Source organism: Pseudomonas ceruminis (assembly GCF_021602025.1).
GTDB classification, from domain to species: Bacteria; Pseudomonadota; Gammaproteobacteria; order Pseudomonadales; family Pseudomonadaceae; genus Aquipseudomonas; species Aquipseudomonas ceruminis.
Genome location: NZ_BQHW01000036.1, coordinates 1 through 21,448 on the forward strand (window position 1 = coordinate 1; position 21,448 = coordinate 21,448).

21 protein-coding genes, 2 tRNA genes and 1 pseudogene are annotated in these 21,448 nt (G+C 61.9%); 10 read left to right on the top strand and 14 right to left on the bottom strand.

Annotated elements, in window-relative coordinates; translation table 11 throughout:
* Nucleotides 1–109: IS3 family transposase (locus L6D80_RS27060; protein ID WP_135199453.1), on the top strand; the 109-nt coding region annotated here is incomplete at its 5' end.
* 991 nt (nt 110–1,100) lie between these two features.
* Here L6D80_RS27060 and L6D80_RS27065 read toward each other — a convergent pair.
* The 3 genes and pseudogenes from L6D80_RS27065 to L6D80_RS27075 all read right to left on the bottom strand — a co-directional run.
* Nucleotides 1,101–2,326 (bottom strand): annotated as a pseudogene (locus L6D80_RS27065) (tyrosine-type recombinase/integrase); the annotation flags it as partial.
* A gap of 116 nt (nt 2,327–2,442) precedes the next feature.
* Nucleotides 2,443–2,518, bottom strand: a tRNA-Thr gene (locus L6D80_RS27070).
* 98 nt (nt 2,519–2,616) lie between these two features.
* Entirely contained in the window at nt 2,617–2,865 is a 249-nt protein-coding gene (locus L6D80_RS27075) for a hypothetical protein (RefSeq protein ID WP_176517014.1), read from the bottom strand.
* 496 nt (nt 2,866–3,361) lie between these two features.
* Between L6D80_RS27075 and L6D80_RS27080 the strand changes: the two genes are divergently transcribed.
* A complete protein-coding gene (locus tag L6D80_RS27080; protein WP_054903431.1) occupies nt 3,362–3,637 on the top strand; it encodes a hypothetical protein in 276 nt (91 codons plus the stop codon).
* Nucleotides 3,634–3,903, top strand: a complete 270-nt coding sequence (locus tag L6D80_RS27085; RefSeq protein ID WP_176517022.1) for a DUF3077 domain-containing protein — start codon at nt 3,634–3,636, stop codon at nt 3,901–3,903. Before L6D80_RS27080 ends, L6D80_RS27085 begins: the two co-directional genes overlap by 4 nt.
* 316 nt (nt 3,904–4,219) lie before the next feature.
* Here the strand turns inward: L6D80_RS27085 and L6D80_RS27090 are convergent, their stop codons facing one another.
* From L6D80_RS27090 to L6D80_RS27110, 5 genes are all read right to left on the bottom strand, one after another.
* The gene (locus L6D80_RS27090; RefSeq protein WP_054903429.1) at nt 4,220–5,425 is read right to left on the bottom strand and encodes a methyltransferase; all 1,206 of its coding nucleotides are present in this window, start codon (nt 5,423–5,425) and stop codon (nt 4,220–4,222) included.
* A 97-nt stretch (nt 5,426–5,522) separates the two neighbouring features.
* Nucleotides 5,523–6,212 carry an ABC transporter permease gene (locus L6D80_RS27095; RefSeq protein ID WP_054903428.1) on the bottom strand — a complete coding sequence of 230 codons (690 nt, stop codon included), beginning with the start codon at nt 6,210–6,212 and terminating at the stop codon, nt 5,523–5,525.
* A complete protein-coding gene (locus L6D80_RS27100) occupies nt 6,209–6,904 on the bottom strand; it encodes an ABC transporter permease (RefSeq protein WP_054903427.1) in 696 nt (231 codons plus the stop codon). The genes L6D80_RS27095 and L6D80_RS27100 overlap by 4 nt, the downstream gene beginning before the upstream one ends.
* A 57-nt stretch (nt 6,905–6,961) precedes the next feature.
* Nucleotides 6,962–7,723: an ABC transporter substrate-binding protein gene (locus L6D80_RS27105; RefSeq protein ID WP_054903426.1), complete on the bottom strand. Its 762-nt coding sequence runs from the start codon at nt 7,721–7,723 to the stop codon at nt 6,962–6,964.
* A 13-nt stretch (nt 7,724–7,736) separates the two neighbouring features.
* The gene (locus tag L6D80_RS27110) at nt 7,737–8,510 is read right to left on the bottom strand and encodes an ABC transporter ATP-binding protein (RefSeq protein WP_054903425.1); all 774 of its coding nucleotides are present in this window, start codon (nt 8,508–8,510) and stop codon (nt 7,737–7,739) included.
* 673 nt (nt 8,511–9,183) lie between these two features.
* Here L6D80_RS27110 and gabP point away from each other — a divergent pair.
* Nucleotides 9,184–10,569: a GABA permease gene (gene gabP / locus L6D80_RS27115; protein WP_054903424.1), complete on the top strand. Its 1,386-nt coding sequence runs from the start codon at nt 9,184–9,186 to the stop codon at nt 10,567–10,569.
* 106 nt (nt 10,570–10,675) lie between these two features.
* Here the strand turns inward: gabP and L6D80_RS27120 are convergent, their stop codons facing one another.
* The 6 genes from L6D80_RS27120 to L6D80_RS27145 all read right to left on the bottom strand — a co-directional run bounded on the left by L6D80_RS27120 (nt 10,676) and on the right by L6D80_RS27145 (nt 16,176).
* Nucleotides 10,676–11,119 (bottom strand): hypothetical protein, encoded by a 444-nt coding sequence (locus tag L6D80_RS27120; protein WP_054903423.1) that lies wholly within the window; start codon nt 11,117–11,119, stop codon nt 10,676–10,678.
* A 119-nt stretch (nt 11,120–11,238) separates the two neighbouring features.
* Nucleotides 11,239–12,222 carry a polyphosphate kinase 2 gene (gene ppk2, locus L6D80_RS27125; RefSeq protein ID WP_054903422.1) on the bottom strand — a complete coding sequence of 328 codons (984 nt, stop codon included), beginning with the start codon at nt 12,220–12,222 and terminating at the stop codon, nt 11,239–11,241.
* A gap of 211 nt (nt 12,223–12,433) precedes the next feature.
* Nucleotides 12,434–12,509, bottom strand: a tRNA-Phe gene (locus L6D80_RS27130).
* 90 nt (nt 12,510–12,599) lie between these two features.
* Nucleotides 12,600–12,872 (bottom strand): oxidative damage protection protein, encoded by a 273-nt coding sequence (locus tag L6D80_RS27135; RefSeq protein WP_054903421.1) that lies wholly within the window; start codon nt 12,870–12,872, stop codon nt 12,600–12,602.
* The gene (gene mutY, locus L6D80_RS27140; protein WP_176512972.1) at nt 12,869–13,936 is read right to left on the bottom strand and encodes an A/G-specific adenine glycosylase; all 1,068 of its coding nucleotides are present in this window, start codon (nt 13,934–13,936) and stop codon (nt 12,869–12,871) included. Before mutY ends, L6D80_RS27135 begins: the two co-directional genes overlap by 4 nt.
* Nucleotides 13,933–16,176, bottom strand: coding sequence for an AsmA family protein (locus tag L6D80_RS27145; protein WP_176512970.1), 2,244 nt, complete (start codon nt 16,174–16,176; stop codon nt 13,933–13,935). The genes mutY and L6D80_RS27145 overlap by 4 nt, the downstream gene beginning before the upstream one ends.
* Before the next feature lie 364 nt (nt 16,177–16,540).
* On the opposite strand from L6D80_RS27145, the gene L6D80_RS27150 reads away from it, so the two are divergent.
* The 6 genes from L6D80_RS27150 (at nt 16,541) to hisF (ending at nt 21,359) form a co-directional block, all read left to right on the top strand.
* Nucleotides 16,541–18,154, top strand: a complete 1,614-nt coding sequence (locus tag L6D80_RS27150) for an OFA family MFS transporter (RefSeq protein WP_176512969.1) — start codon at nt 16,541–16,543, stop codon at nt 18,152–18,154.
* A 165-nt stretch (nt 18,155–18,319) separates the two neighbouring features.
* The gene (hisB, locus tag L6D80_RS27155) at nt 18,320–18,913 is read left to right on the top strand and encodes an imidazoleglycerol-phosphate dehydratase HisB (RefSeq protein WP_012316676.1); all 594 of its coding nucleotides are present in this window, start codon (nt 18,320–18,322) and stop codon (nt 18,911–18,913) included.
* A complete protein-coding gene (hisH, locus tag L6D80_RS27160) occupies nt 18,914–19,552 on the top strand; it encodes an imidazole glycerol phosphate synthase subunit HisH (RefSeq protein WP_054903417.1) in 639 nt (212 codons plus the stop codon).
* On the top strand, nt 19,553–19,813 hold the full coding sequence (locus L6D80_RS27165) for a DUF2164 domain-containing protein (RefSeq protein WP_054903416.1): 261 nt from the start codon (nt 19,553–19,555) through the stop codon (nt 19,811–19,813). It abuts the gene before it with no gap.
* Between the two features lie 27 nt (nt 19,814–19,840).
* Nucleotides 19,841–20,578: a 1-(5-phosphoribosyl)-5-[(5-phosphoribosylamino)methylideneamino]imidazole-4-carboxamide isomerase gene (gene hisA, locus L6D80_RS27170; RefSeq protein ID WP_054903415.1), complete on the top strand. Its 738-nt coding sequence runs from the start codon at nt 19,841–19,843 to the stop codon at nt 20,576–20,578.
* A 10-nt stretch (nt 20,579–20,588) separates the two neighbouring features.
* A complete protein-coding gene (hisF, locus tag L6D80_RS27175) occupies nt 20,589–21,359 on the top strand; it encodes an imidazole glycerol phosphate synthase subunit HisF (RefSeq protein WP_008091498.1) in 771 nt (256 codons plus the stop codon).
* The last annotated feature ends 89 nt before the right edge of the window (nt 21,360–21,448 follow it).

Genomic DNA, 21,448 nt, shown 5'->3' on the forward strand with positions numbered 1-21,448 from the left:
CGATTACATCGAAATGTTCTATAACCCTAAACGCCGACACAGCAGTGCTATGCAGCTGTCTCCAATAGAGTATGAGAAACGCTATTTCCTGAGCTTGGAGAGTGTCTAGGAAACCAGGGGCGATTCAGTTGCACCCATTGATGAAATCTCTCCTGCTCCGCTAGCAACCAGCGCATATCAGATTTATCACTGCTTTCTAGGCTCTCGCCCCACGTCATCCCACCAAGAATGCTGAGTGTTATCAGGGATCAAGGCCCCTGCGACCTGTGGGGGATGTCCTCTACGCTGGACTGGTGGCTCCTTACGTCCGGGAGCAAGGGCATCTCATGATCTGGTCTCCTGAGCACCGTTACCGGTGGGCGGGTGGAGGCAGCATTGGCTGACGAGACCAGCGCCTGGAGATCCTGAGTCGGGTGAACACAGCGATGCGATGACCGGGGCATGCCTGACTGTCAGTCAGGTGCAGTCCATTCCTTGGTCTGCGGCACCATCATCTGCATGGCTGTTGCTGGTGACATCGGCGTTTGTCACGCCGATTGTCACGAGTGGAGTAGCCGCAAAGCCAAGAGCGATAAGGGCTGCAGCAGTGTCATGAGCGCCCGTCTCTTTCCAGTGAAAGAGACGGGCGCAGGTTGGCGCACGGGAAATGGCCAAGCGGATAGGTTGCTGCTAAGCAGATGGGTAGGGTGGTTGCCGCAGGGGCAACGATATTGAGTTGGCATCCATCACATGGGTAGTGATCGTACGAGCTGCCGGACGCGAATCGTACTTGCGGGAGAACCACCGCGGGAGCGGCGTGATCCTTAAGGCTCGGGTCACCTGGGGTGCTGTCATCGACAGCTCTTGCGATTCCCGATCTACGCCTGTGGACAATATTCGTCAAGCAGCGCGATATCAGGGGTTTAGCGCCTGTGGATAAAACTATCCCCCAGTGGACATCAGTGGTTTTCCGCAGACGTACGTTGTGCCGGCATTTTTCTTAGGTATGGTCCTTTCAATCGGGTCGGCTTTGCGGCCCCGTTTGAAAAGGCCCGCGAGGAGGAGCGTAATGCGGTGCTGTGGGTAACTTCACAGCGAGTTTGATGCGATGGTGCGGCGGGCTACCCGGTCCTCTTGGCACTGCGAAGGCTCGTGACGTTCTCGCCCATCTGCTTGGCAAACTCATGCGGCGTCACATGGTCCTCGCGGTTCGCCCCAGAAACCGGCTCCGCCAGTCATGATCATCCGGCGTTCTTCGAGGAACTCGGCCTTGCGGGTATAAGCGGCCCGCACGTTGTTGCGTTCCTTGTGGCTCATCTGCCGCTCGATAGCCGTCTCCGACCACTGCCCGGACTCAACCAGCGCACTGCACGACATGGCTCGGAACCCGTGACCGCAGACATCCACCTTGGTGTCGTGGCCTATCGTTCTGAGCGCGGCATTCACTGTGTTCTCGGACATCGGTTTCCACGGTTTGGCATCTCCCGCGAACACCAGTTCGAACTTGCCGGTGATCGCATGGATCTGCTCGAACAAGGCCACTGCCTGCGGCGATAAGGGTACAACGTGAATGTCCCCGGCCATCTTTGTGCCCCTCGTGGAAAGGGCACTCCGTCCAGCGCCGCGTGGGTGTCGGGTATCTCCCAGATGCTGCGCTTGAGGTCGAACTCGTTCCAACGGGCGAAGCGCAGTCCACTGGAGCGTACGAATACATCAACGACAGCATCACCGTGAGGCGCGTAAGCGGGCGACCTCTGTAGCCCTCGATCTATGCCAATAGCTCTAGGAGTCGCGATAGGGGTAGTGCGGGTCGGTGAGTTACCCGTGGTGTCTTGATTGAGCCATTGAGGTCGTGAGCCGGGTTCGCCGTGATAAGTCGCAGCCGTTTGGCTTCGCGCATGATGCTTTGCAGGTAGTTCTTGATCCTGAGCGCCACGTCGATGGTACCGCGCTTCGTCACGGCTTCCAGTGGCTGCATGAGGTCGTGGGTGTCTAATTCAACGATTGCTCTGGCACTGAGCAAAGGGAATACGTGAGTCTTCAGCCGGCTGGGTACAGTGTTGGCGTGGCCGGGCACCCAGTTGGGCACCATGCTGGCATGCCAGTCGAGCACGACACTTTCGAAGGTGCGACCGTTGATCACGGCTTCGGCATTGGCTTGCTGTTTGGACTGGATGGGGTCTATGCCGTTGGCAAGCTGCTGTTTGAGCCCGAAGCGCTTGCGGGGTGCCTCGGCCAATCCGGCTACCGGGTAGCTACCAAAGGCGGTCAGGCCTTAGCGTCCATCGGGTTTCTCCTACCTGAGCCCCCAGCCTTTGCGGCTGTTGGGTTGCAGGAGCAGGCAGAGGCATTAGCGCTGGCTTACCCTCGGAATCCGACGGAACGCCAAAACGAAAAAACCCGCCAGAAGGCGGGTTTTTCGGGGGTTCCAGAGATTATGAAAGCTTTCTATGGAACCTTGAATGGTGCCGGCACCAGGAATCGAACCCGGGACCTACTGATTACAAGTCAGTTGCTCTACCATCTGAGCTATACCGGCAATGGGGCGTCATTATAGCGATCGGTTGGCGCCTGTAAACCACTTCCTTTCGATTAAGCGAAAATGACCTAAGTCACCGGCCTAAAAGGAGAATTTTCCTACCAGCCGCGGTGGATGGTATTGACGCTTGGCTCGGTCTTGCCCGGATTGAAAAACAGCTTGTCGTTGTCGCAGCCGCGCTTGCGGCAGGGGCTTTCGACGCGCAGGGGCAGGCCGTTGTCGCCACCCAATTGCATGCCTGGGGTGTTCCAGTCCAGGGTGCTGGTGTGATGGGGCGCAGGGTCGCTGGCGCAGGCGGTCAGGGCCAGGGCAAAGGACAGCAGGGCAAGGGGCTTGGCTTGGTGCACGATGTCTAATTCCGTTAGTCCATGTCGGTTCTGGCGCAACGCCAGACGGTCGCGGGGCTGGCGGGCAGCGCGCGACGTAGCTTTTTAAGATTTGGGGGGCGGATGATACACCGTTAAGCCGGGTTCGCGGCGCATTCACTGGCATTGTGTTGACTGCGCAGCCCGGATTTAGGCGCCTCTGTAGGGTATTTCTGAAATTGAAACCAAATGCTTCATGTTCGATTAGTTTGGGAATTATCCTACGTGCGCTACCGAAGCTTCATTGTTGGCGGGGGAATGGCCCAAGGATAACGTTCCTGGGTCGCCAATTTCCTGGTGACCGGGTGTGAGAACCCGATTGTGAATGAGCGGTAGCCTATGGTGGCCGTACACGGGCAGGCTTCGGTCTGGCCGAGCTTCCTTATTCCCTCGGTTTCTCACCCCGTGTACGGCTGCCACCCAAATCCGTGAGAAAGATTCGGGTGGCATGCATCTCCATCGGAATAAGGATTCAATCATGAAGAAAATCGTTCCCGATCCACCCCGCCCCCTCATTTCCACCCCCTATTTCACCATCCACAGCGACATCTCTCCCCGCGACGCCATCGCCCACGCCTGCGAGCTCATGCGTGTGGTAGCCGAAACCCTCGATAACCACTGCCGTGACAACGCCGGCGTGCCCGGCCTCAACCTGCTGGCGAACGCTGCCCATGCGGCCGACTCGGCGTGCGTCCTGGCCGAACATGCAAAGCGCCGTTTGGAAGACGCTCAGGAAAAGGGGGCGCGGTCATGAGTGAAGCAAAGCCCATCACCACCGCCGGCATCGAAACGTTTCTTGAAGTCGGCAACCCGCCGCTGGGGCTGTTCCGCGTACAGGCCGGCATCCCTGTCGACCATGCCTATGAACAAGTGTCCGTGCTGCTGGGCTACATCAAGCACCTGGTGCGCGAAGGCGACATGGAGGATGACCACAAGCTACTCGGCGCTGCGGACTATCTCAGTGCCCTGGCCAAGGCATTGATGAACGATATTGAAATGGCCAAGAACAAAGCGCACTGAGTTAAAAGGCCCTTGTGGGAGCAGCAGTCTTGTTTGTCTGTGCAGGGCTCATCAACGACAAGCAGCTCCCACAACCACGCAGCGGCTGTACAGATCCAGCGGTGTTTGCCTAATCGAAATTTTGTTTATGCACAAGAGGCATTATCGCCGTGCGCGAAAGGCATGCCGCCGCTGCGTACCGCCTGTCTTTGCGCAAACGCCTGTTTTTACTGGGCTTGCAGCCCCTTTGGGAATAAGCGCCTGGGCTGAAATAGCGGTTGGCTCCAACCAGTCATCACAAGCTTGTTCACAGACTTATCCACAGGTTGTGCTGTGGCTAACGGTCGCGTTCGGCAAGCAGCAACAGGTTGCGTGGTGTAAGCGGGTAGTCGCAGAACGTGCCAACGCGTACCGCATAGCCTTGTTCCTGCAGGAACAGCGCACGGTCGAGCACCAGCCACAGCTCCAGTGGCCTGCGGAACAGGTTGCGTACCCGTTCGAGGTTGCGCACCTCGGCCAGGCGTTGCCAGCCGGCCGCCTCCAGGGCGTCCCAGTCTGGGTTTAAGGTCAGTTCCAGTTGGCGCTGGTCGGCCAGGTCACGGCAATACTGTTCGAAGGGTTTCTCCAGCCATGCCACCGGCAGGGAGGGGGTTGGCAGGTACTCATCGCACTGGCGCTGCTGGCGTTGCAGCAGGTCGAAACCCAGGCGCCTGGCCATGGACCGATCACGCTGGTGGCGGACCCGCGCGCCAGCCGTGACGGTTTCGCTCAATGGCAGGCCAAGGTCGATAATCGACAGCTGCAGCAGCGAGCGTTGCGCGGCGGCGGACATCGGCTGGTAGTGCTCGCCCTGGGTGCGGTTGTAGCAGCAGGGGGCCACGGCAAGGTGGCGGCAGCCTTGCTCGCTGGCTACGCGCAGCAAATGCACATGCAGGTCGCCGCAGGCGTGCAGGGCCACCACGCTTTTGTCGCGGTCGAGATGGCGGCGGCTGTCCGCAGCCATTACATCCTGGTGCACGTGGGTGGCGGGCAAGTGGTGGTGATCACTCAGCGCCTGGCCTGCGGCGACCAGGTTTGCGTCGTATTCCAGGCAAGTCAGGTGCTGGCCAGGTTGCAGAAGGCGGCGGCCGAGGTAGCCCTTGCCCGAACACCAGTCCAGCCAGTGGTGGGTCTGTGTGCGAAAGCTCAGGCGGCGGCTGAAGGCTTCGATCTGCTGCCATTTGCGGCCTGGTACGTTGACGTCGAGGCGGTGGCGGGCAGGTGCAAGGCCGGTGTCGGGCAGGTCGCCCAGGGCACTGAGCTGTTGGGCTTGCTGGGCCAGCTGGGGGAAGGGCGCGGGCAGGGTGTGCGGGGCAGGTTCAGCTTCGGCATCGGCCAGGGAGCACTGGCGCAGGTGGGCGGCGAGCTCGGGGTGTGCAGTTTCCCATTCCAGGCGCAGGGCAGTGAAGGGCCTGGGTTTCCACAGCGCCTGGTGCTCGATCAGGAACTGGTCGAGGGCTTGGAAGCGGTCGCTTATAGGGTGGCTGTGGAGGAACGTGGGCATGGGTTCAGCCAATGGGTCAGTGGGAGGGCCTTACCCGGCAAGGCGCTCCCACAGGTGTATCACTGCTCTGGTGGGAGCTTGCTTGCCGGCGATGGGTTCAACGGCCCTGGCAGGCGTCAACGCGCAACCAGCGCTCCAGCAGTTTGAAACCTTGCACCAGCACGAACGAGATCACCAGGTAGAACACCCCGGCGGCGAAGAAGATCTCCACCGGCAGGTAGGTCCGGGCGATGATGGTCCGCGCCATGCCGGTCAGTTCCAGCAGGGTGACGGTACTGGCCAGGGCGCTGGCCTTGAGCATCAGGATCACTTCGTTGCTGTAGGCCGGCAAGCCGATGCGGGTTGCCCGCGGCAGCATGATGTAGAACAGCGTCTTGCCGCGCGACATGCCCAGCGCCCGCGCAGCTTCGATCTCACCCTTGGGGATGGCCTGCAGCGCACCGCGCAGGATTTCGGCAATGTAGGCGGCGGTGTGCAGGGTCATGGTCAGCACCGTGCACCAGAACGGATCGCGCAGGTAGGGCCACAGGCTGCTCGAACGCACCACATCGAACTGCGCCAGGCCGTAGTAGACCAGGAACAACTGCACCAGCAGCGGCGTGCCGCGGAAGAAGAAGATGTAGCCGTAGGGCAGGGCGCGCACGTACCAGTGGCGCGACGAGCGGGCGATGCCCAGCGGGATGGCCAGGATCAACCCGGCGACGACCGCGATGGCGACCAGCTCCAGGGTCAGGGTGGCGCCCTGCGCCAGGCGCGGCAGCCACTTGATGATCACTTCCCAATTCATTGTTCGGCCCTCGCAAAGCCGCGAGCGGCGCGTTTTTCCATGAAGTGCATGCCGGTCATGGCCACGATGGTCAGGCTCAGGTAGATGCAGGCCGCGACCATGTAGAAGGTGAACGGCTGCTTGGTCACGGTCACGCCGATTTGCGCGTGGCGCATGATTTCTTCAAGGCCGATGACCGACACCAGCGCGGTGTCCTTCATCAGGATCATGAACAGGTTGCCAAGGCCGGGCAGGGCGATACGCCACATCTGCGGCAGGATCAGCCGGGTGAAGATCCGCCCCTTGGACAGGCCCAGGGCGGTGCCCGCTTCACGGTGGCCCTTGGGGATGGCGAGGATGGCGCCACGGAACACTTCGGTGGCGTAGGCGCCGAAGCACAAGCCCAGGGCGATAACGCCTGCGGCGAAGGCGCTAAGTTCCAGGCCGGGCATGTTCAGGGCGTCGCCAATCCGGTTCATCAGGTTGACGGTGCCAAAGTAGATCAGCAGCACCCAGAGCAATTCGGGTACGCCGCGCACCAGGGTGGAGTAGAAACCACCAAGCCACTGCAGCGGCTTGTAGGGCGATGTTTTCGCCAGGGCGCCAAGCAGCCCCAGTACCAGCCCCAGACAGAGGGCCGACAGCGCCAGTTTGACGGTCATCAGCGTGCCGGCCAAAAGGGCCGGACCGAATCCGTAAAGATCAATATTCATGGGTAGGTTTGTTCAAGGGACAGGCATCGCCATGGCGGCGATGCCTGTCGGGGCGAATCAATAGATGCTGAACGGGAAGTACTTGTCGTTGATCTTCTTGTAGGTGCCGTCGGCGACGATTTCCTTCAGCGCGGCGTTGAGCTTGTTGCGCAGCTCATCGTCACCCTTGCGTACAGCGATGCCGACCTTGTCGCTTTCGTTGACCGGCTCACCCTTGAACTCGAAGTTCTTGCCAGCGTCGGACTTCAGCCAGTCGTAGTTGGCGTACTTGTCGGCCAGGATGGCGTCGAGGCGGCCGGAGGTCAGGTCCAGGTAGGCGTTTTCCTGGCCGTCGTACAGGTTGACCTTGAACTCGCCGTCCATGCCGCCGTTGTCGTCCAGCCAGGTTGCAGCCTGGGTTGCGCGCTGGGTACCGATGGTCTTGCCTTTGAGCGAGGCGCGGTCGGTCTTGAAGTCGACGTTTTTCGGCGCGATGAACTGCTGCTTGTTGGAGTAGTACGGGTCGGTGAAGTCAACGGCCTGCTTGCGCTCGTCGGTGATCGACAGCGAAGAGATCAGGAAGTCGAACTTCTTGGCGTTCAGGGCGGGGATGATGCCGTCCCAGTCCGAGGTGACCACTTCGCACTCGACTTTCATCTTGGCGCACAGGGCGTCGCCGATGTCTTTGTCGAAGCCGACCACCTGGCCGCTGGCATCCTTGTTGTTGAACGGCGGGTAGGCCGCCTCGATGCCCATTTTCAGTTTTTCGGCTGCCATGGCATTGGCCGAGAAAACCAGGGTGGCGGCAGCGGCCAGGAGGAATTTCTTATAGGTCTGCATTCGTGTTGCTCCATTAGCGGTGGCTGGACATGAATTGCTTGCAACGCGCCGAGGTCGGGTTCTCGAAGACCTGCTGCGGCGATCCTTGCTCTTCAACCAGGCCCTGGTGCAGGAAGACCACTTCACTGGACACCTGGCGGGCAAAGTTCATCTCGTGCGTCACCAGCAGCATGGTACGGCCTTCTTCGGCCAGTGCGCGGATAACGTTAAGCACTTCCTGGACCATTTCCGGATCGAGCGCCGAGGTTGGCTCGTCGAACAGGATGACCTTGGGGCGCATGGCCAGGGTGCGGGCGATGGCAGCGCGTTGCTGCTGGCCACCGGAAAGCTGGGCGGGGTAGCTGTGGCGTTTTTCGTAGATGCCGACCTTGTTCAACAGCGCTTCGGCGGCTTCGATGGCTTCGGCCTTGCTCTGGCCAAGCACACGGCGCGGCGCCTCGATGATGTTGTCGAGCACCGACATGTGCGGCCACAGGTTGAAGTTCTGGAAGACGAAGCCGATTTCGCTGCGCAGGCGGTTGATCTGGCGGTTGTCGGCGGCAACCAGGTCGCCGTTCTTGGCGGCCTTGAGCTTGAGCGACTCACCGGCGACGATGATCTCGCCCTTGTGCGGGTTTTCCAGCAGGTTGATGCAGCGCAGCAGCGTGGACTTGCCGGAGCCGGACGATCCCAGAATGGAGATCACGTCACCATCGCGCGCAGTCAGCGAAATGCCCTTGAGAATTTCCTGGTCGCCGTAGCGTTTGTGCAGATTGCGGATTTCCAGCGCGGGCGTGGCCTGGGCCATGTGCGGTCCTCATGTGTTCGGGTGCGTTCCCAGCTGTTGGCGGCCTTCCTGGCGTGCGCCAAGCTAGCATAGCGGCATTATGGCGGCCAACAGGGGCGCGGGGGGCTCGGGGCAATGCCGGGGCAGTTTGTCGCATCGCTGCAGTGCAACGTCGCGCAGATGTCCGCGAAGGTCTCGCCCAGCTCCAGAGCCTTGATGAAAAAAGGCGCGATGGTGCCAGTTTTGGCCTGCGCTTGGAAGCTATTTTGCCCCTTTCGCGCATAAACGCCTGCCCGCAGCCAGCGCCTGCGCCGGGGGATTGTACCCAACCCTGGGGGCAACAGGTTCACCTGCAACGCGGCAGTTGACGGCCTTGGGGTTGTACCTCTGGGTTGCACTTTTATGCATTGCAGCGGTGCAAGGGTGTTACCGAGGAGCACCTTTGGTGCGTTTGTAAGTGGGTATTTCCGTAATCCAGACTTGGCATGTGGATTTGGCGAGCATTCGGTCAAAGTTTGGCCGAATGCCCGGCAAGCCGCGTGCCTTACGGGTCGCCAGGGTTATCTGACGAATGCATTCAGCATATGGCCCGCTTATTGCCGTCTGGAAACCGCCGATTGCAGCGGTGCCTAAACCAACCCCAGGCTCGCTTCGTCCAGCAATCGGGTGGTCCACTCCTTACAAAGGTAGTTTTATGAGCGGTAACAATTCCAATGACCTCGCTCAGGGGCTCAAACAACGGCATGTGACCATGCTGTCCATTGCTGGCGTCATCGGCGCCGGTCTGTTCGTCGGCTCCGGCCACGCCATCGCTGCTGCCGGCCCTGCCGTACTGCTGGCCTATGCCGCCGCCGGTACGCTGGTGGTGCTGGTGATGCGCATGCTTGGTGAGATGGCTATCGCCTCGCCAGACACCGGCTCGTTCTCCACCTATGCCGACCGCGCCATTGGCCGCTGGGCCGGTTTCACCATTGGTTGGTTGTACTGGTGGTTCTGGGTGCTGGTGATCCCGCTGGAGGCCAACGCGGCGGCTGCGATCCTGCATGCCTGGTTCCCCGCCGTCGATCTGTGGGCGTTCTCCCTGCTGATCACCCTGGCGCTGACCCTGACCAACCTGTGCAGCGTGAAAAACTACGGTGAGTTCGAGTTCTGGTTCGCGCTGCTCAAGGTGCTGGCAATCATCGGCTTCATCGTGGTCGGTTGCATCGCCATGTTTGGCCTGGTGCCAGGCAGCCAGGTCAGCGGGGCCAGCCACCTGTTCGATACCCAGGGCTTCATGCCCAACGGCCTGGGCGCTGTGCTGGCGGCCATGCTGACCACCATGTTCTCGTTCATGGGCACTGAAATCGTCACCATCGCTGCCGCCGAATCGAAAGACCCGGGCAAGCAGATCAGCCGCGCCACCAATTCGGTGATCTGGCGTATCTGCCTGTTCTACCTGGTGTCGATCTTCCTGGTGGTGGCCCTGGTGCCGTGGAACGATCCGGCGTTGGCCGAGACCGGTTCCTACCAGACCGTGCTGAGCCGCATCGGCGTGCCCAATGCCAAGCTGATCGTCGACATCGTCGTGCTGATCGCCGTGACCAGTTGCCTGAACTCGGCGCTGTACACCTCTTCGCGCATGCTGTTCTCGCTGAGCAAGCGTGGCGATGCGCCGGCTATCGCGCAGCGCACCACCAAGGCGTCGACCCCGCATGTGGCGGTACTGCTGTCGACTGCTGCAGCGTTCCTCTGCGTGTTCGCCAACTACGTGGCGCCGGCCCAGGTGTTCGAGTTCCTGCTGGCCAGCTCTGGCGCGATCGCGCTGCTGGTGTACCTGGTGATCGCCATTTCGCAGCTGCGCATGCGCAGCCAGCGGGAAGCCCGTGGTGAGAAGATCGCCTTCAAGATGTGGCTGTTCCCGGGGCTGACCTGGGCCACCATTGCCTTCATCGTTGCCGTGCTGGTGGTGATGGCGCTGCGTGAGGATCACCGCGCGGAGATCATTGCGACTGCGTTGCTGAGCGTGGGTGTTGTGGCGGCAGGCTTGCTGGTGCATCGCAAGCGTGGAGCTGCTGGGCGGGTGGCGCTGGATAACTGATCCGCGCTGGCTGCAATGAAAAGGCCGCGTCCTGGGTAGGGCGCGGCCTTTTTGTTTGTCTGTGCGGCCCTATCCTTGTTCGCGCTGGCGATAGGGCCGGTGAGCTTTAGCCGAACTGCTTCTGCTGTTGCTGCTGCTTGGCGACCAGCTCGGAAGCGGTGATATAGGCCTCCTGGAACTCGTCGCTTTCCAGCCAGGCCATGGTGGTGTCTTCGTCGGCGCCATCGAGCCAGGTGCGGTAGGCGTTGAACACCAGCACGATGTAGTCGGTGGCGTGCTCTTCCTTGTGGCCCTTGAGCACCAGTGCCAGCAGCGGGTCGACCAGGAACACCGAGATCATCGCAACCAGGCTGGTTTCCTGCGCCGCCTTCATCTTCACGAACAGCTCTTTATAGCTGTCCGACTCCATGGCCTTGTTGAACACCTGTTCGATGCTGGCGCTGTCGCCGGCGCTGGTCTTGACGGCCTGGCCGCTGCGCACCATGCGGTTTTGCTTGGCCTTGCTGGCAGCGCGTTTGGCGCGTTTCTGTTGCTTGGTAGGGGTGGCCATGGGCGAATCCTTGGGTGTGTCCGAAATTGCGCGTATTGAAGCGCAGTTGCCTGCGAAACCCAAGTGTTGCCTATAACCACTGACTGCCGGCGATGGGCTGCGCAGCAGCCCGCAGCCAGTCAACTGGCAAGCGCAGACCCTTCGTCTTCCTCGAAGTCACGCGAAGCGCGGCCGACCAGCATCGGGTCCGGCGCATGGGCCACACTGTGGTCCTTCCCCGGGTAATCCAGCGAATGCAGGAAATGCCGGATGCAATTGATCCGCGCCCGCTTCTTGTCATCGGACTTGATGACGGTCCACGGTGCGTCGGCCGTGTCGGTATGGAAGAACATCGCTTCTTTGGCGGCGGTGTAGTCGTCCCATTTGTCCAGCGACTTGATGTCGATGGGCGAGAGCTTCCAGTGCTTGAGCGGGTCGTCGCGACGGGAAATGAACCGGCGCAGCTGCTCTTCGCGGTTCACCGAGAACCAGTACTTGAACAGCAGGATGCCGCTGTTGCACAGCATGCGCTCCAGGTCCGGCGCCTGGCGCATGAATTCCAGGTACTGCAGTGGGGTGCAGAATTCCATCACCTTCTCGACCCCGGCGCGGTTGTACCAGGAGCGGTCGAAGAACACCATTTCACCGGCCGTGGGGAGGTGCTGGATGTAACGCTGGAAATACCACTGGCCCTTCTCCTGCTCGGACGGCTTTTCCAGCGCGACGATCCGCGAGCCACGCGGGTTCAGGTGCTCCATGAAGCGCTTGATGGTGCCACCCTTGCCCGCGGCGTCACGCCCCTCGAACAGGATCACCACGCGCTGGCCGGTGTCCTTGACCCAGCTTTGTACCTTCAGCAGCTCGATCTGCAGTGCATGCTTGGCCTTTTCGTATTCCTGGCGACGCATGCGGGTGCGGTAGGGGTAATTGGCCGGCAGGCGCGCCGAGGTGCTGTCTTCATTGCTGCCTTTTGGCGCGCTGGCCACTTCCAGTGCGGTTGGCTGCTGGCTGACCCGGGTAATGGAAGGTTCGGGTTTGCGTTGGCGCGGGCGGCGAGGGCGAGGTGTGGGTGCGGAGGTGGGCTCGCCGGAGGAGGGGAGCAGGGGGGAGGATTCTTCGCTCATGGTGGTCCTTGCCAGGTCGGTCTAATGTCCACCTGCAATTGTGAATCTGAGCGAGTGATAGCATGTTGATGCTAGTCAACGGCGAAGGGGCTGGCCGCTTACGCAGATGAATCTGCCGAGCTGGTGTAAAAAGCGCAGACAACAAAAAACCCGCACTGGGCGGGTTTCTTGTGTCGCTTCGGGTAACTTTGCAACCACCAGAAGCTGAAGGTGGTGCCCAGAGACGGAGTCGAACCGCCGACACGAGGATTTTCAATCCTCTGCTCTACCGACTGAGCTATCTGGGCGACGAGGTGAATTAAATAGATTTCCAGACCGCTCGTCAACGACTTTTTGAAAAAATTTTAAATTAATTCCGTCGCTTACGATTTTTGTGGTCATTCGGCCGGTGGAACGTAGCCTTCCGCCTGGGCGTAGTCTTCGCCGGCAAAAAACTTGTCCATCTCGCCCTGGAGGAACTTGCGGTCCTCGGCGTTCATCATGTTCAGGCGCTTCTCGTTGATCAGCATGGTCTGGTGCTTCTGCCAGTCGGCCCAGGCTTGCTGCGAGATATGTTCGTAAATGTCCTGGCCCTTGGCGCCAGGGTACGGCGGGCGCTCAAGGCCTGGCAGTTGTTCTTTGTACTTGCGGCACATCACGGTGCGGGTCATCGGGCGTCTCCTGCAATCAGTTCGTCGGCCGCGCGTTTGAGCAGCTTCTTGACCGGGGCGGCGAGGCCCAGGCGCGGCGGGGTGGCCAGGTTATACCAGAGCCAGTCAGGCTCGGCCACGTGCTGGCCAACGGGGTCGACGCGCACCAGCCACGGCTCGATTGCCAGCTGGAAGTGGCTGAACGTGTGGGTCAGGCCGTCTAGCGCACGGCTGTCGGCCAGGCGCAGGCCATGCTGATACGCCAGGTCATCGAGCTGTTCGATGGCGTCCAGCTCCGGCAGGCTCCACAGGCCACCCCACAGGCCGCTGGAGGGGCGGCGATAAAGCAGGATGGCGCCTTCGTGGTTGGCCAGCAGCGGCATCAGCGTGCGCCGCTGCGGCAGAGCTTTGCGCGGTTTGGGCTCGGGGTAGCGGGTTTCTTCGCCGTGCAGGTGCGCTTCGCAGCCGCGCTGCAAGGGGCAGATCAGGCAACTGGGCTTGCTGCGGGTGCACAGCGTGGCGCCCATGTCCATCATGGCCTGGGTGTAGTGATTGGCGCGTTGCTGGGGGGTAAAGCGCTCGGCGGTGGCCCATAGCGCATTGGCCACCTTGGGTTCGCCGGGGTAGCCGGCCTGGGCGGTGAAGCGTGCCAGCACGCGCTTGACGTTACCGTCCAGGATCGGTGCCCGGATGCCCATGCTGATGCTGGCGATGGCGCCGGCGGTGGAGCGGCCGATGCCCGGCAGCTCGGTGAGCTGCTCGACACTGCGCGGGAATTCGCCGCCGTACTGCTCGACCACGATCTTCGCCGCCTTTTGCAGGTTACGCGCCCGGGTGTAGTAGCCCAGGCCGGTCCACAGGTGCAGCACCTCGTCTTCGGGCGCTTCAGCCAGGGCCTGCACGGTGGGCAAAGCCTGCATGAAGCGGTCGAAGTAGTTGAGCACGGTGCTGACTTGGGTCTGTTGCAGCATGATTTCCGACACCCACACCCGGTAAGGGTTGATGCCCTGTTGCCAGGGCAGGTCGTGCCGGCCGTGCTGGTCGTACCAATCCAGCACGGCGCTGGAGAACTGCGCAGGGGTCATCGCTTGAACAGCCCCTTGAGCGCGTCTTTGAGTTCTGGGCTCACTTTGTCTCCGAGTTTTTCGTTGAGCTTTTCATCGATCTTGTCTTTCAGGCGGTTGCCAGCCAGTTTGGCTGCGACCTTGCCCAGGCCGTCCTGGTCCAGGCGGCAGGCCTTGGCGCCCAGTTCCAGCGGGCCCCGGCAGCGCAGCGGCACTTCGACGCCCACGTAGCGCTCGTTGACCTGGCAGGCGGGGTCCGGCATGGCGCGCTGGTCGCCCTCGACGATCACGCCAACGTTGTAGTCCATGCCCAGCACGCGCAGGTCGAGGTCGCCATGGCCGTTGACGGTCAGGCCCGGGATGCGCGCCTTGAGGTCGGGGTTGCTGGCGACGCCATTGCGTATCACCAGGCTGCCGCGCAGCTCTTCGAACGGCGTGTCCTTGCCGCGCGGCTCGCCGCTGAGCGACTTGCGGTTGAGGGTGGCGATGGCCTGGCAGAGTTGCTGTTCCAGGTTGGCGTTGACCAGCACACCGTCGTTGATGGTGAAGTTTGCGCTGCCGTTGAGGGTGTCGACCAGTGCCTTCTGGCTGTTGCCGGTCGCCGTCAGGTTGCTGGCCAAGGTCAGCAGGCCCTTGACGGGCGGGGTCTGCTCTTTGCCTTCGGCCTTGATGAAGCGTTCCACCGGCACCCGGTTGATCCGGGTGCTGACGCCCAACTGCGGCACGGCAGGGCGCACGTCGACCGTGCCCTTGGCCTCGAAGCTGCCGTTGTAGAGCCCGCCGCGCAGGGTCTGCAGGGTCACCAGGCCGCCTTGGCCGGTGGCCTGCAACTGGGCATCGCTGATGGGCAGCTTGTCCAGGGTCAGCGAGCCGAATGCCAGGTCGGCCTGCAGGTCAAGAACACGCAGGCGGTCGACCGGCAGCAGTTTGTCATTGCTCCAGGCGACCTGGGTCGGCGCGTTGGGCAGCGGGGAGCTGCCGGCACCGGCCACGGCGCTGGCTTCCTGTTGCGTGACCTCGCTTTGACGCGCCGCCGTGGCACCCTTGGCTTCTTCGCTTTTGGCCGGCAGGTAGCGATCGGCGTCGAACTTGTCGCCTTTGAGCTGCACGCGCAGGGCCTGTTTGGCGAAATCTTCAACGGCCACGCGCCCGCTGAAGGTGCTGTCATCCAGTTTTACCGCCAGGTCTGCCAGCGTCAGGCTGTTGGGTGTGCCCTGCAGGCGGCTGACCAGCTCCAGCTTGCTGAAGGCGGCCGGGTCAGTGGTGGCCGGCAGCGGGTGGCCAATGCCGTCGAGGAAGGTGCGCAGGTCGAACTGGGCAATGGACAGGCCGCCACTGAGTTGCGGCGCCTTGTCCAGCTCGCGCAGGTTCAGCTCACCCAGGGCGCGCAGTTGGTTGGCCGATATTTTCAGGCCGCTCCAAGAGGCGACGTTGGCGGCCATGTCGACCAGCAGTTGGCCTTGGGCGGCGAAGGTCATGGTCTTGCCGGCCAGCGGTTCACCCGAGGTTTCGCCCGACAGGCGCATGTCTTCGAAGTTGTAGCGTTTGAGCTTGCGATCGAAGCGCAGCTCGCCGGTGAGCTCGGTGCGAGCCTTGAGGTTAGGCTGGCTGGCACTGAGGAAGGCGCTGGCCTTGAGCGGGATGTTCGCGCCTTCATGGACCGGGCCGGTGCTCAGCTGGATGCTTTCGGCACTGTAGCTCTTGCCGCTCTGGGCATCGGTGTACTGCACCCGGGCGTTGTTCACGGTCAGGCTGTCGATGTCGAGCTTGACCGCCCGCTCGCTGCCGCTGTCGGCCGGTTTGCCTGGCTGCTCGGCAGTTTTCGGCGCATTGGCGGTGGCACCGTCCTGCGTGGGCAGCGGCTTGCCGATGTCTTCCCAGTTGCCGTGGCCTTGCTGATCGCGGGCCAGGGTCAGGTTCAGCCCCTCGACGCGCACATCGCTCATCTGCACTTCGCGGCGCAGCAACGGCAGCACGCGCACCGACAGGCCGAGCATCTGCAGGTCGGCGAACGGCTCGGTGGGTTTGGTCAGCGTGGCGATGCTGGCTTCATGAAGCTCCAGGCCCAGCCAGGGGAACAGGCTCCAGCCGATGTCACCGTTGAGGGTCAGCTCGACGTGGGCCTTGTCGCGTGCCAACTGGCGGATTTCATCTTTATAGTCGTTGGGATCGAAGAGGTGGGTCAGGGCAAAGCCCAGCGCCACAATGATCAGCAGCAACCCGAGAAGCCCCAGTCCCAGGATTTTGCCGAACGCTTTCATGGGCGAGTCCTTGTGGTCCGATTTTGAAATTCAAGCGGCTGAGTATAGCGCCGCAGCGGTAGGCCCTGAGTATCAGACAAGAGATACAGAGCATTTCCTACTAATTGATCAGGTGTTGCGCCTTTCGACAATGGTGGTTCGTGCGGTTCCTTTTGTGCCGGCTTGTTCGGGAGCAAACCCGCTTCCACACCCAGGGCGCCGCGCTGGGCACGGGACGATGCCCGTTCAGCTGCGCAAAAAATAACGATATCAGATTGCTTTCTCGCAAGAAGCTAACTGCTACTCTTTCGCCGCTTTCGGAGCGTCCGCGGCCCATTGTCGCGGGGCGTTGCCCTGAAAGGCGACCTAGAAAAGGATCGAATCCATGAGCAGCAGTATCACGACAGGCGCGGCCGTCAGCCCACCGGGCTTCCTGTCCAAGGAGCGCATCATCGCTCGCCCGGGTTTCAACCGTTGGTTGGTCCCCCCCGCCGCGCTGGCCATTCACCTGTGCATTGGCATGGCGTACGGTTTTTCGGTGTTCTGGCTGCCGCTGTCACAGGCCCTTGGTATCACGGCCCCGGTCTCCTGCGGTGCAGACATAGGGTTCATCGCCCGCCTGTTCAGCGCCGAGTGCGACTGGCCGATTTCCATGCTGAGCTGGATCTACACCCTGTTCTTCGTATTCCTCGGTTGCTCGGCTGCAGTGCTGGGCGGCTGGCTTGAGCACGCCGGCCCCCGCAAGGCAGGCCTGGTGTCGGCCCTGTGCTGGTGTGGCGGCATGTTGATTTCGGCGCTTGGTGTAAAGACGCACCAGCTGTGGCTGATGTGGCTGGGCTCTGGCGTGATCGGCGGCATTGGCCTGGGCCTGGGGTACATCTCGCCGGTTTCGACTCTGATCAAGTGGTTCCCGGACAAGCGCGGCATGGCCACCGGCATGGCAATCATGGGCTTTGGCGGCGGCGCGATGGTAGGGGCGCCCTTGGCTGCCACGTTGATGGGGCACTTCGCCAACGCGCAGGAAGTCGGTGTGTGGCAGAGCTTCGTCGTCATGGCCGCCATCTACTTCGTGTTTATGGTTGCAGGCGCTTTGGCGTATCGCGTGCCGCCCACCGGCTGGAAGCCAGAAGGCTGGACTGCACCGGTGAAAAAAGCCAGCGCCATGGTCACCGACCGCCACGTGCATGTCAGCGTGGCCTGGAAAACCCCGCAGTTCGCGCTGATCTGGCTGGTGCTGTGCCTTAATGTGTCAGCCGGCATCGGCATCCTGGGCATGGCCTCGCCGCTGCTGCAGGAGGTGTTCGCCGGCAAGCTGCTGGGCAACGAGCTGAGCTTCAGCCAGCTCAACGCCGCGCAACTGGCGCAAATTGCGGCGATTGCCGCAGGCTTCACCGGGCTGCTGAGCCTGTTCAACATCGGTGGGCGGTTCTTCTGGGCGTCGTTCTCGGACTACATCGGCCGCAAGAATACCTATTTCGCCTTCTTCGCCTTGGGCGTGGGCCTCTACAGCCTGGTGCCGAGCATGGGCCACCTGGGCAATGCGGCGCTGTTCGTGGCGGCGTTCTGCATCATTCTGTCCATGTACGGCGGGGGTTTTGCCACAGTGCCGGCCTACCTGGCCGACCTGTTTGGCACGCAGATGGTCGGGGCCATCCATGGCCGCCTGCTGACCGCCTGGGCTGCCGCTGGTGTGCTGGGGCCGGTGTTGATCACCTACCTGCGCGAATACCAGTTGGCGGCGGGCGTGGAGCGCGCCGCAGCCTATGACATGACCCTGTACATCCTCGCCGGCCTGCTGGTGCTGGGCTTTATCTGCAACATGCTGGTACGCCCGGTGGCCGACAAGCACTTCATGAGCGATGCCGAGCTGGCGGCCGAGCGTGCCTTGAGCCACGACAAAGGCGCAGATGGCACGCGTTCGCTGCAGTGGCATGCCGCGCCGGGTAGCCTGCCGCTGGTGCTGATTGCCTGGGCGGTGGTGGTGGTTCCACTGGCGTGAGGCGTGTGGGTTACCTTGCAGAAGACGGCCGCGCTGTTCCATTGAGGTGCCTGACGGGGGCTGCCAAGCAGCCCTTGCATTGCCATATGTCATCCGCGTTTCAAGCTGGCGCGTTCTGGGCCTATAATGGAGCCCTTTTCGCCCAATGATTTTGCGGAGCTGGTGATGGTCGAACGTAAGGCTTCCGTCGAGCGCAATACCCTGGAAACCCAGGTCAAGTGCTCGATCAACCTCGATGGCAGTGGCAAGGCCCGATTCGATATCGGCGTGCCTTTCCTTGAACACATGCTCGACCAGATCGCCCGACATGGGCTGATCGATCTGGATATCGAGTGCAAGGGTGACCTGCATATCGACGATCACCATACCGTCGAAGACGTCGGTATCACCCTGGGCCAGGCATTCGCCCAGGCCATCGGCGACAAGAAAGGCATCTTCCGCTACGGCCATGCCTACGTGCCGCTGGACGAAGCGCTGTCGCGCGTGGTCATCGACTTCTCCGGCCGCCCAGGCCTGCAGATGCATGTGCCGTACACCCGCGCCACTGTGGGCGGCTTCGATGTCGACCTGTTCCAGGAGTTCTTCCAGGGCTTCGTCAACCATGCCCTGGTGACCCTGCACATCGACAACCTGCGTGGCCACAACACCCACCACCAGATCGAAACCGTGTTCAAAGCCTTCGGCCGCGCCCTGCGCATGGCCGTGACCCAGGACGAGCGCATGGCCGGGCAGATGCCTTCCACCAAGGGATGCCTGTAAATGCAGACGGTAGCCGTAATCGACTATGGCATGGGCAACCTGCACTCGGTGGCCAAGGCGCTCGAGCATGTCGGCGCCGGCAAGGTGCTGGTCACCAGCGACGCTGCGGTCATCCGCGAGGCTGACCGCGTGGTGTTCCCCGGCGTTGGCGCCATTCGCGACTGCATGGCCGAGATCCGCCGCCTGGGCTTCGACAGCCTGGTACGTGAAGTCAGCCAGGACCGCCCCTTCCTGGGTATCTGTGTCGGCATGCAGGCGCTGCTCGACCACAGCGAAGAGAACGACGGCGTCGATTGCATCGGCCTGTTCCCTGGCCAGGTGCGCTTCTTCGGTAAAGACCTGCGTGAAGACGGCGAGCACCTGAAAGTGCCGCACATGGGCTGGAACGAAGTCAGCCAGACCATCGACCACCCGCTGTGGCACGACATCCCGGACCGTGCGCGCTTCTATTTCGTGCACAGCTACTACATCAATGCCGGCAAGCCGGGCCAGGTGGTCGGTCGCGGCCACTATGGCGTCGACTTTGCCGCCGCGCTGGCTGACGGTTCGCGCTTTGCGGTGCAGTTCCACCCGGAGAAGAGCCATACCCATGGCCTGCAGTTGCTGCAGAACTTCGTCGCCTGGGACGGGCGCTGGTAAATGAGCAGGTCGAAGACCAAGGCCCCGATCATCACCCTGGCCCCTGAGCAGGAGCGCGAAGCGCTCGATACGCTCAAGCGCTTTCTCGAAGACCGTTTCGAGTTGCAGTTGGGGTCGTTCGAGGTGGCCGAGGTCCTCGAGCTGTTCAGCAAAGAAATTGCACCCCACTACTACAACAGGGCGATTGCCGATGTTCAGCTGCACCTCAAGGAGCGGTTCGAGAGCATCGAAAGCGACCTGTGGGCACTCGAGAAGCCCTGAAACTCAACAATTAGACAGGTTCCCAAGATGCTGATTATCCCCGCTATCGATCTGAAGGACGGTGCCTGCGTGCGCCTGCGCCAGGGCCGCATGGAAGACTCCACGGTATTTTCCGACGACCCGGTGAGCATGGCCGCCAAGTGGGTCGAGGGTGGCTGCCGTCGCCTGCATCTGGTCGACCTCAATGGCGCCTTCGAAGGCCAGCCGGTCAACGGCGAAGTGGTCACCGCCATCGCCAAGCGTTACCCGAACCTGCCGATCCAGATCGGCGGTGGCATCCGTTCGCTGGAAACCATCGAGCACTACGTCAAGGCTGGTGTGAGCTACGTGATCATCGGCACCAAGGCGGTCAAGCAGCCTGAATTCGTTGCCCAAGCGTGCAAGGCGTTCCCGGGCAAGGTCATCGTCGGCCTGGACGCCAAGGACGGCTTCGTCGCCACCGACGGCTGGGCAGAAGTGAGCTCGGTGCAGGTGATCGACCTGGCCAAGCGTTTCGAGGCCGATGGCGTCTCGGCGATCGTCTACACCGACATCGCCAAGGACGGCATGATGCAAGGCTGCAACGTGCCCTTCACCAAGGCGCTGGCCGAAGCCACGCGCATTCCGGTGATCGCGTCGGGCGGCATCCACAACCTGGGTGACATCAAGGCCCTGCTGGACGCCAAGGCCCCTGGCATCATTGGCGCCATCACTGGCCGTGCCATCTACGAAGGCACCCTGGATGTCGCCGAGGCCCAGGCCTTCTGCGACAACTATCAAGGCTGAGGACTGAACCATGGCACTGGCCAAGCGCATCATCCCTTGCCTGGACGTGGACAACGGCCGGGTGGTCAAGGGCGTCAAGTTCGAGAACATCCGTGATGCCGGCGACCCGGTGGAAATCGCCCGTCGCTACAACGAGCAAGGTGCCGACGAAATCACCTTCCTCGACATCACCGCCAGCGTCGATGGCCGCGATACCACCCTGCATACCGTCGAGCGCATGGCCAGCCAAGTGTTCATCCCGCTGACCGTGGGGGGTGGTGTGCGCACTGTGCAGGACATCCGCAACCTGCTCAATGCCGGTGCAGACAAGGTCTCGATCAACACAGCGGCCGTGTTCAACCCGGAGTTCGTGGGTGAGGCAGCAGACCGTTTTGGTTCGCAGTGCATCGTTGTCGCCATCGATGCCAAGAAAGTGTCCGGGCCAGGTGAAACGCCGCGCTGGGAAATCTTCACGCATGGCGGGCGCAAACCGACCGGGCTGGATGCGGTTGAGTGGGCGAAGAAGATGGAAGGCCTGGGTGCCGGCGAAATCCTGCTGACCAGCATGGACCAGGACGGCATGAAGAACGGTTTCGACCTGGGTGTGACCCGCGCCATCAGCGATGCACTGGGGATTCCAGTGATTGCTTCGGGGGGTGTGGGTAACCTGCAGCACCTGGCGGACGGCATTCTGGAAGGGCACGCCAGCGCGGTGCTGGCAGCGAGCATCTTCCACTTTGGTGAGTACACGGTGCCGGAAGCCAAGGCCTACATGGCTTCGCGCGGAATCGTCGTTCGCTGACAGATTGCCGGGAGGGCTTTGCCCTCCATTCGCAGCACAAGGCTGCTCCTACAGGGATACGCATTCCCCTGTAGGAGCAGCCTTGTGCT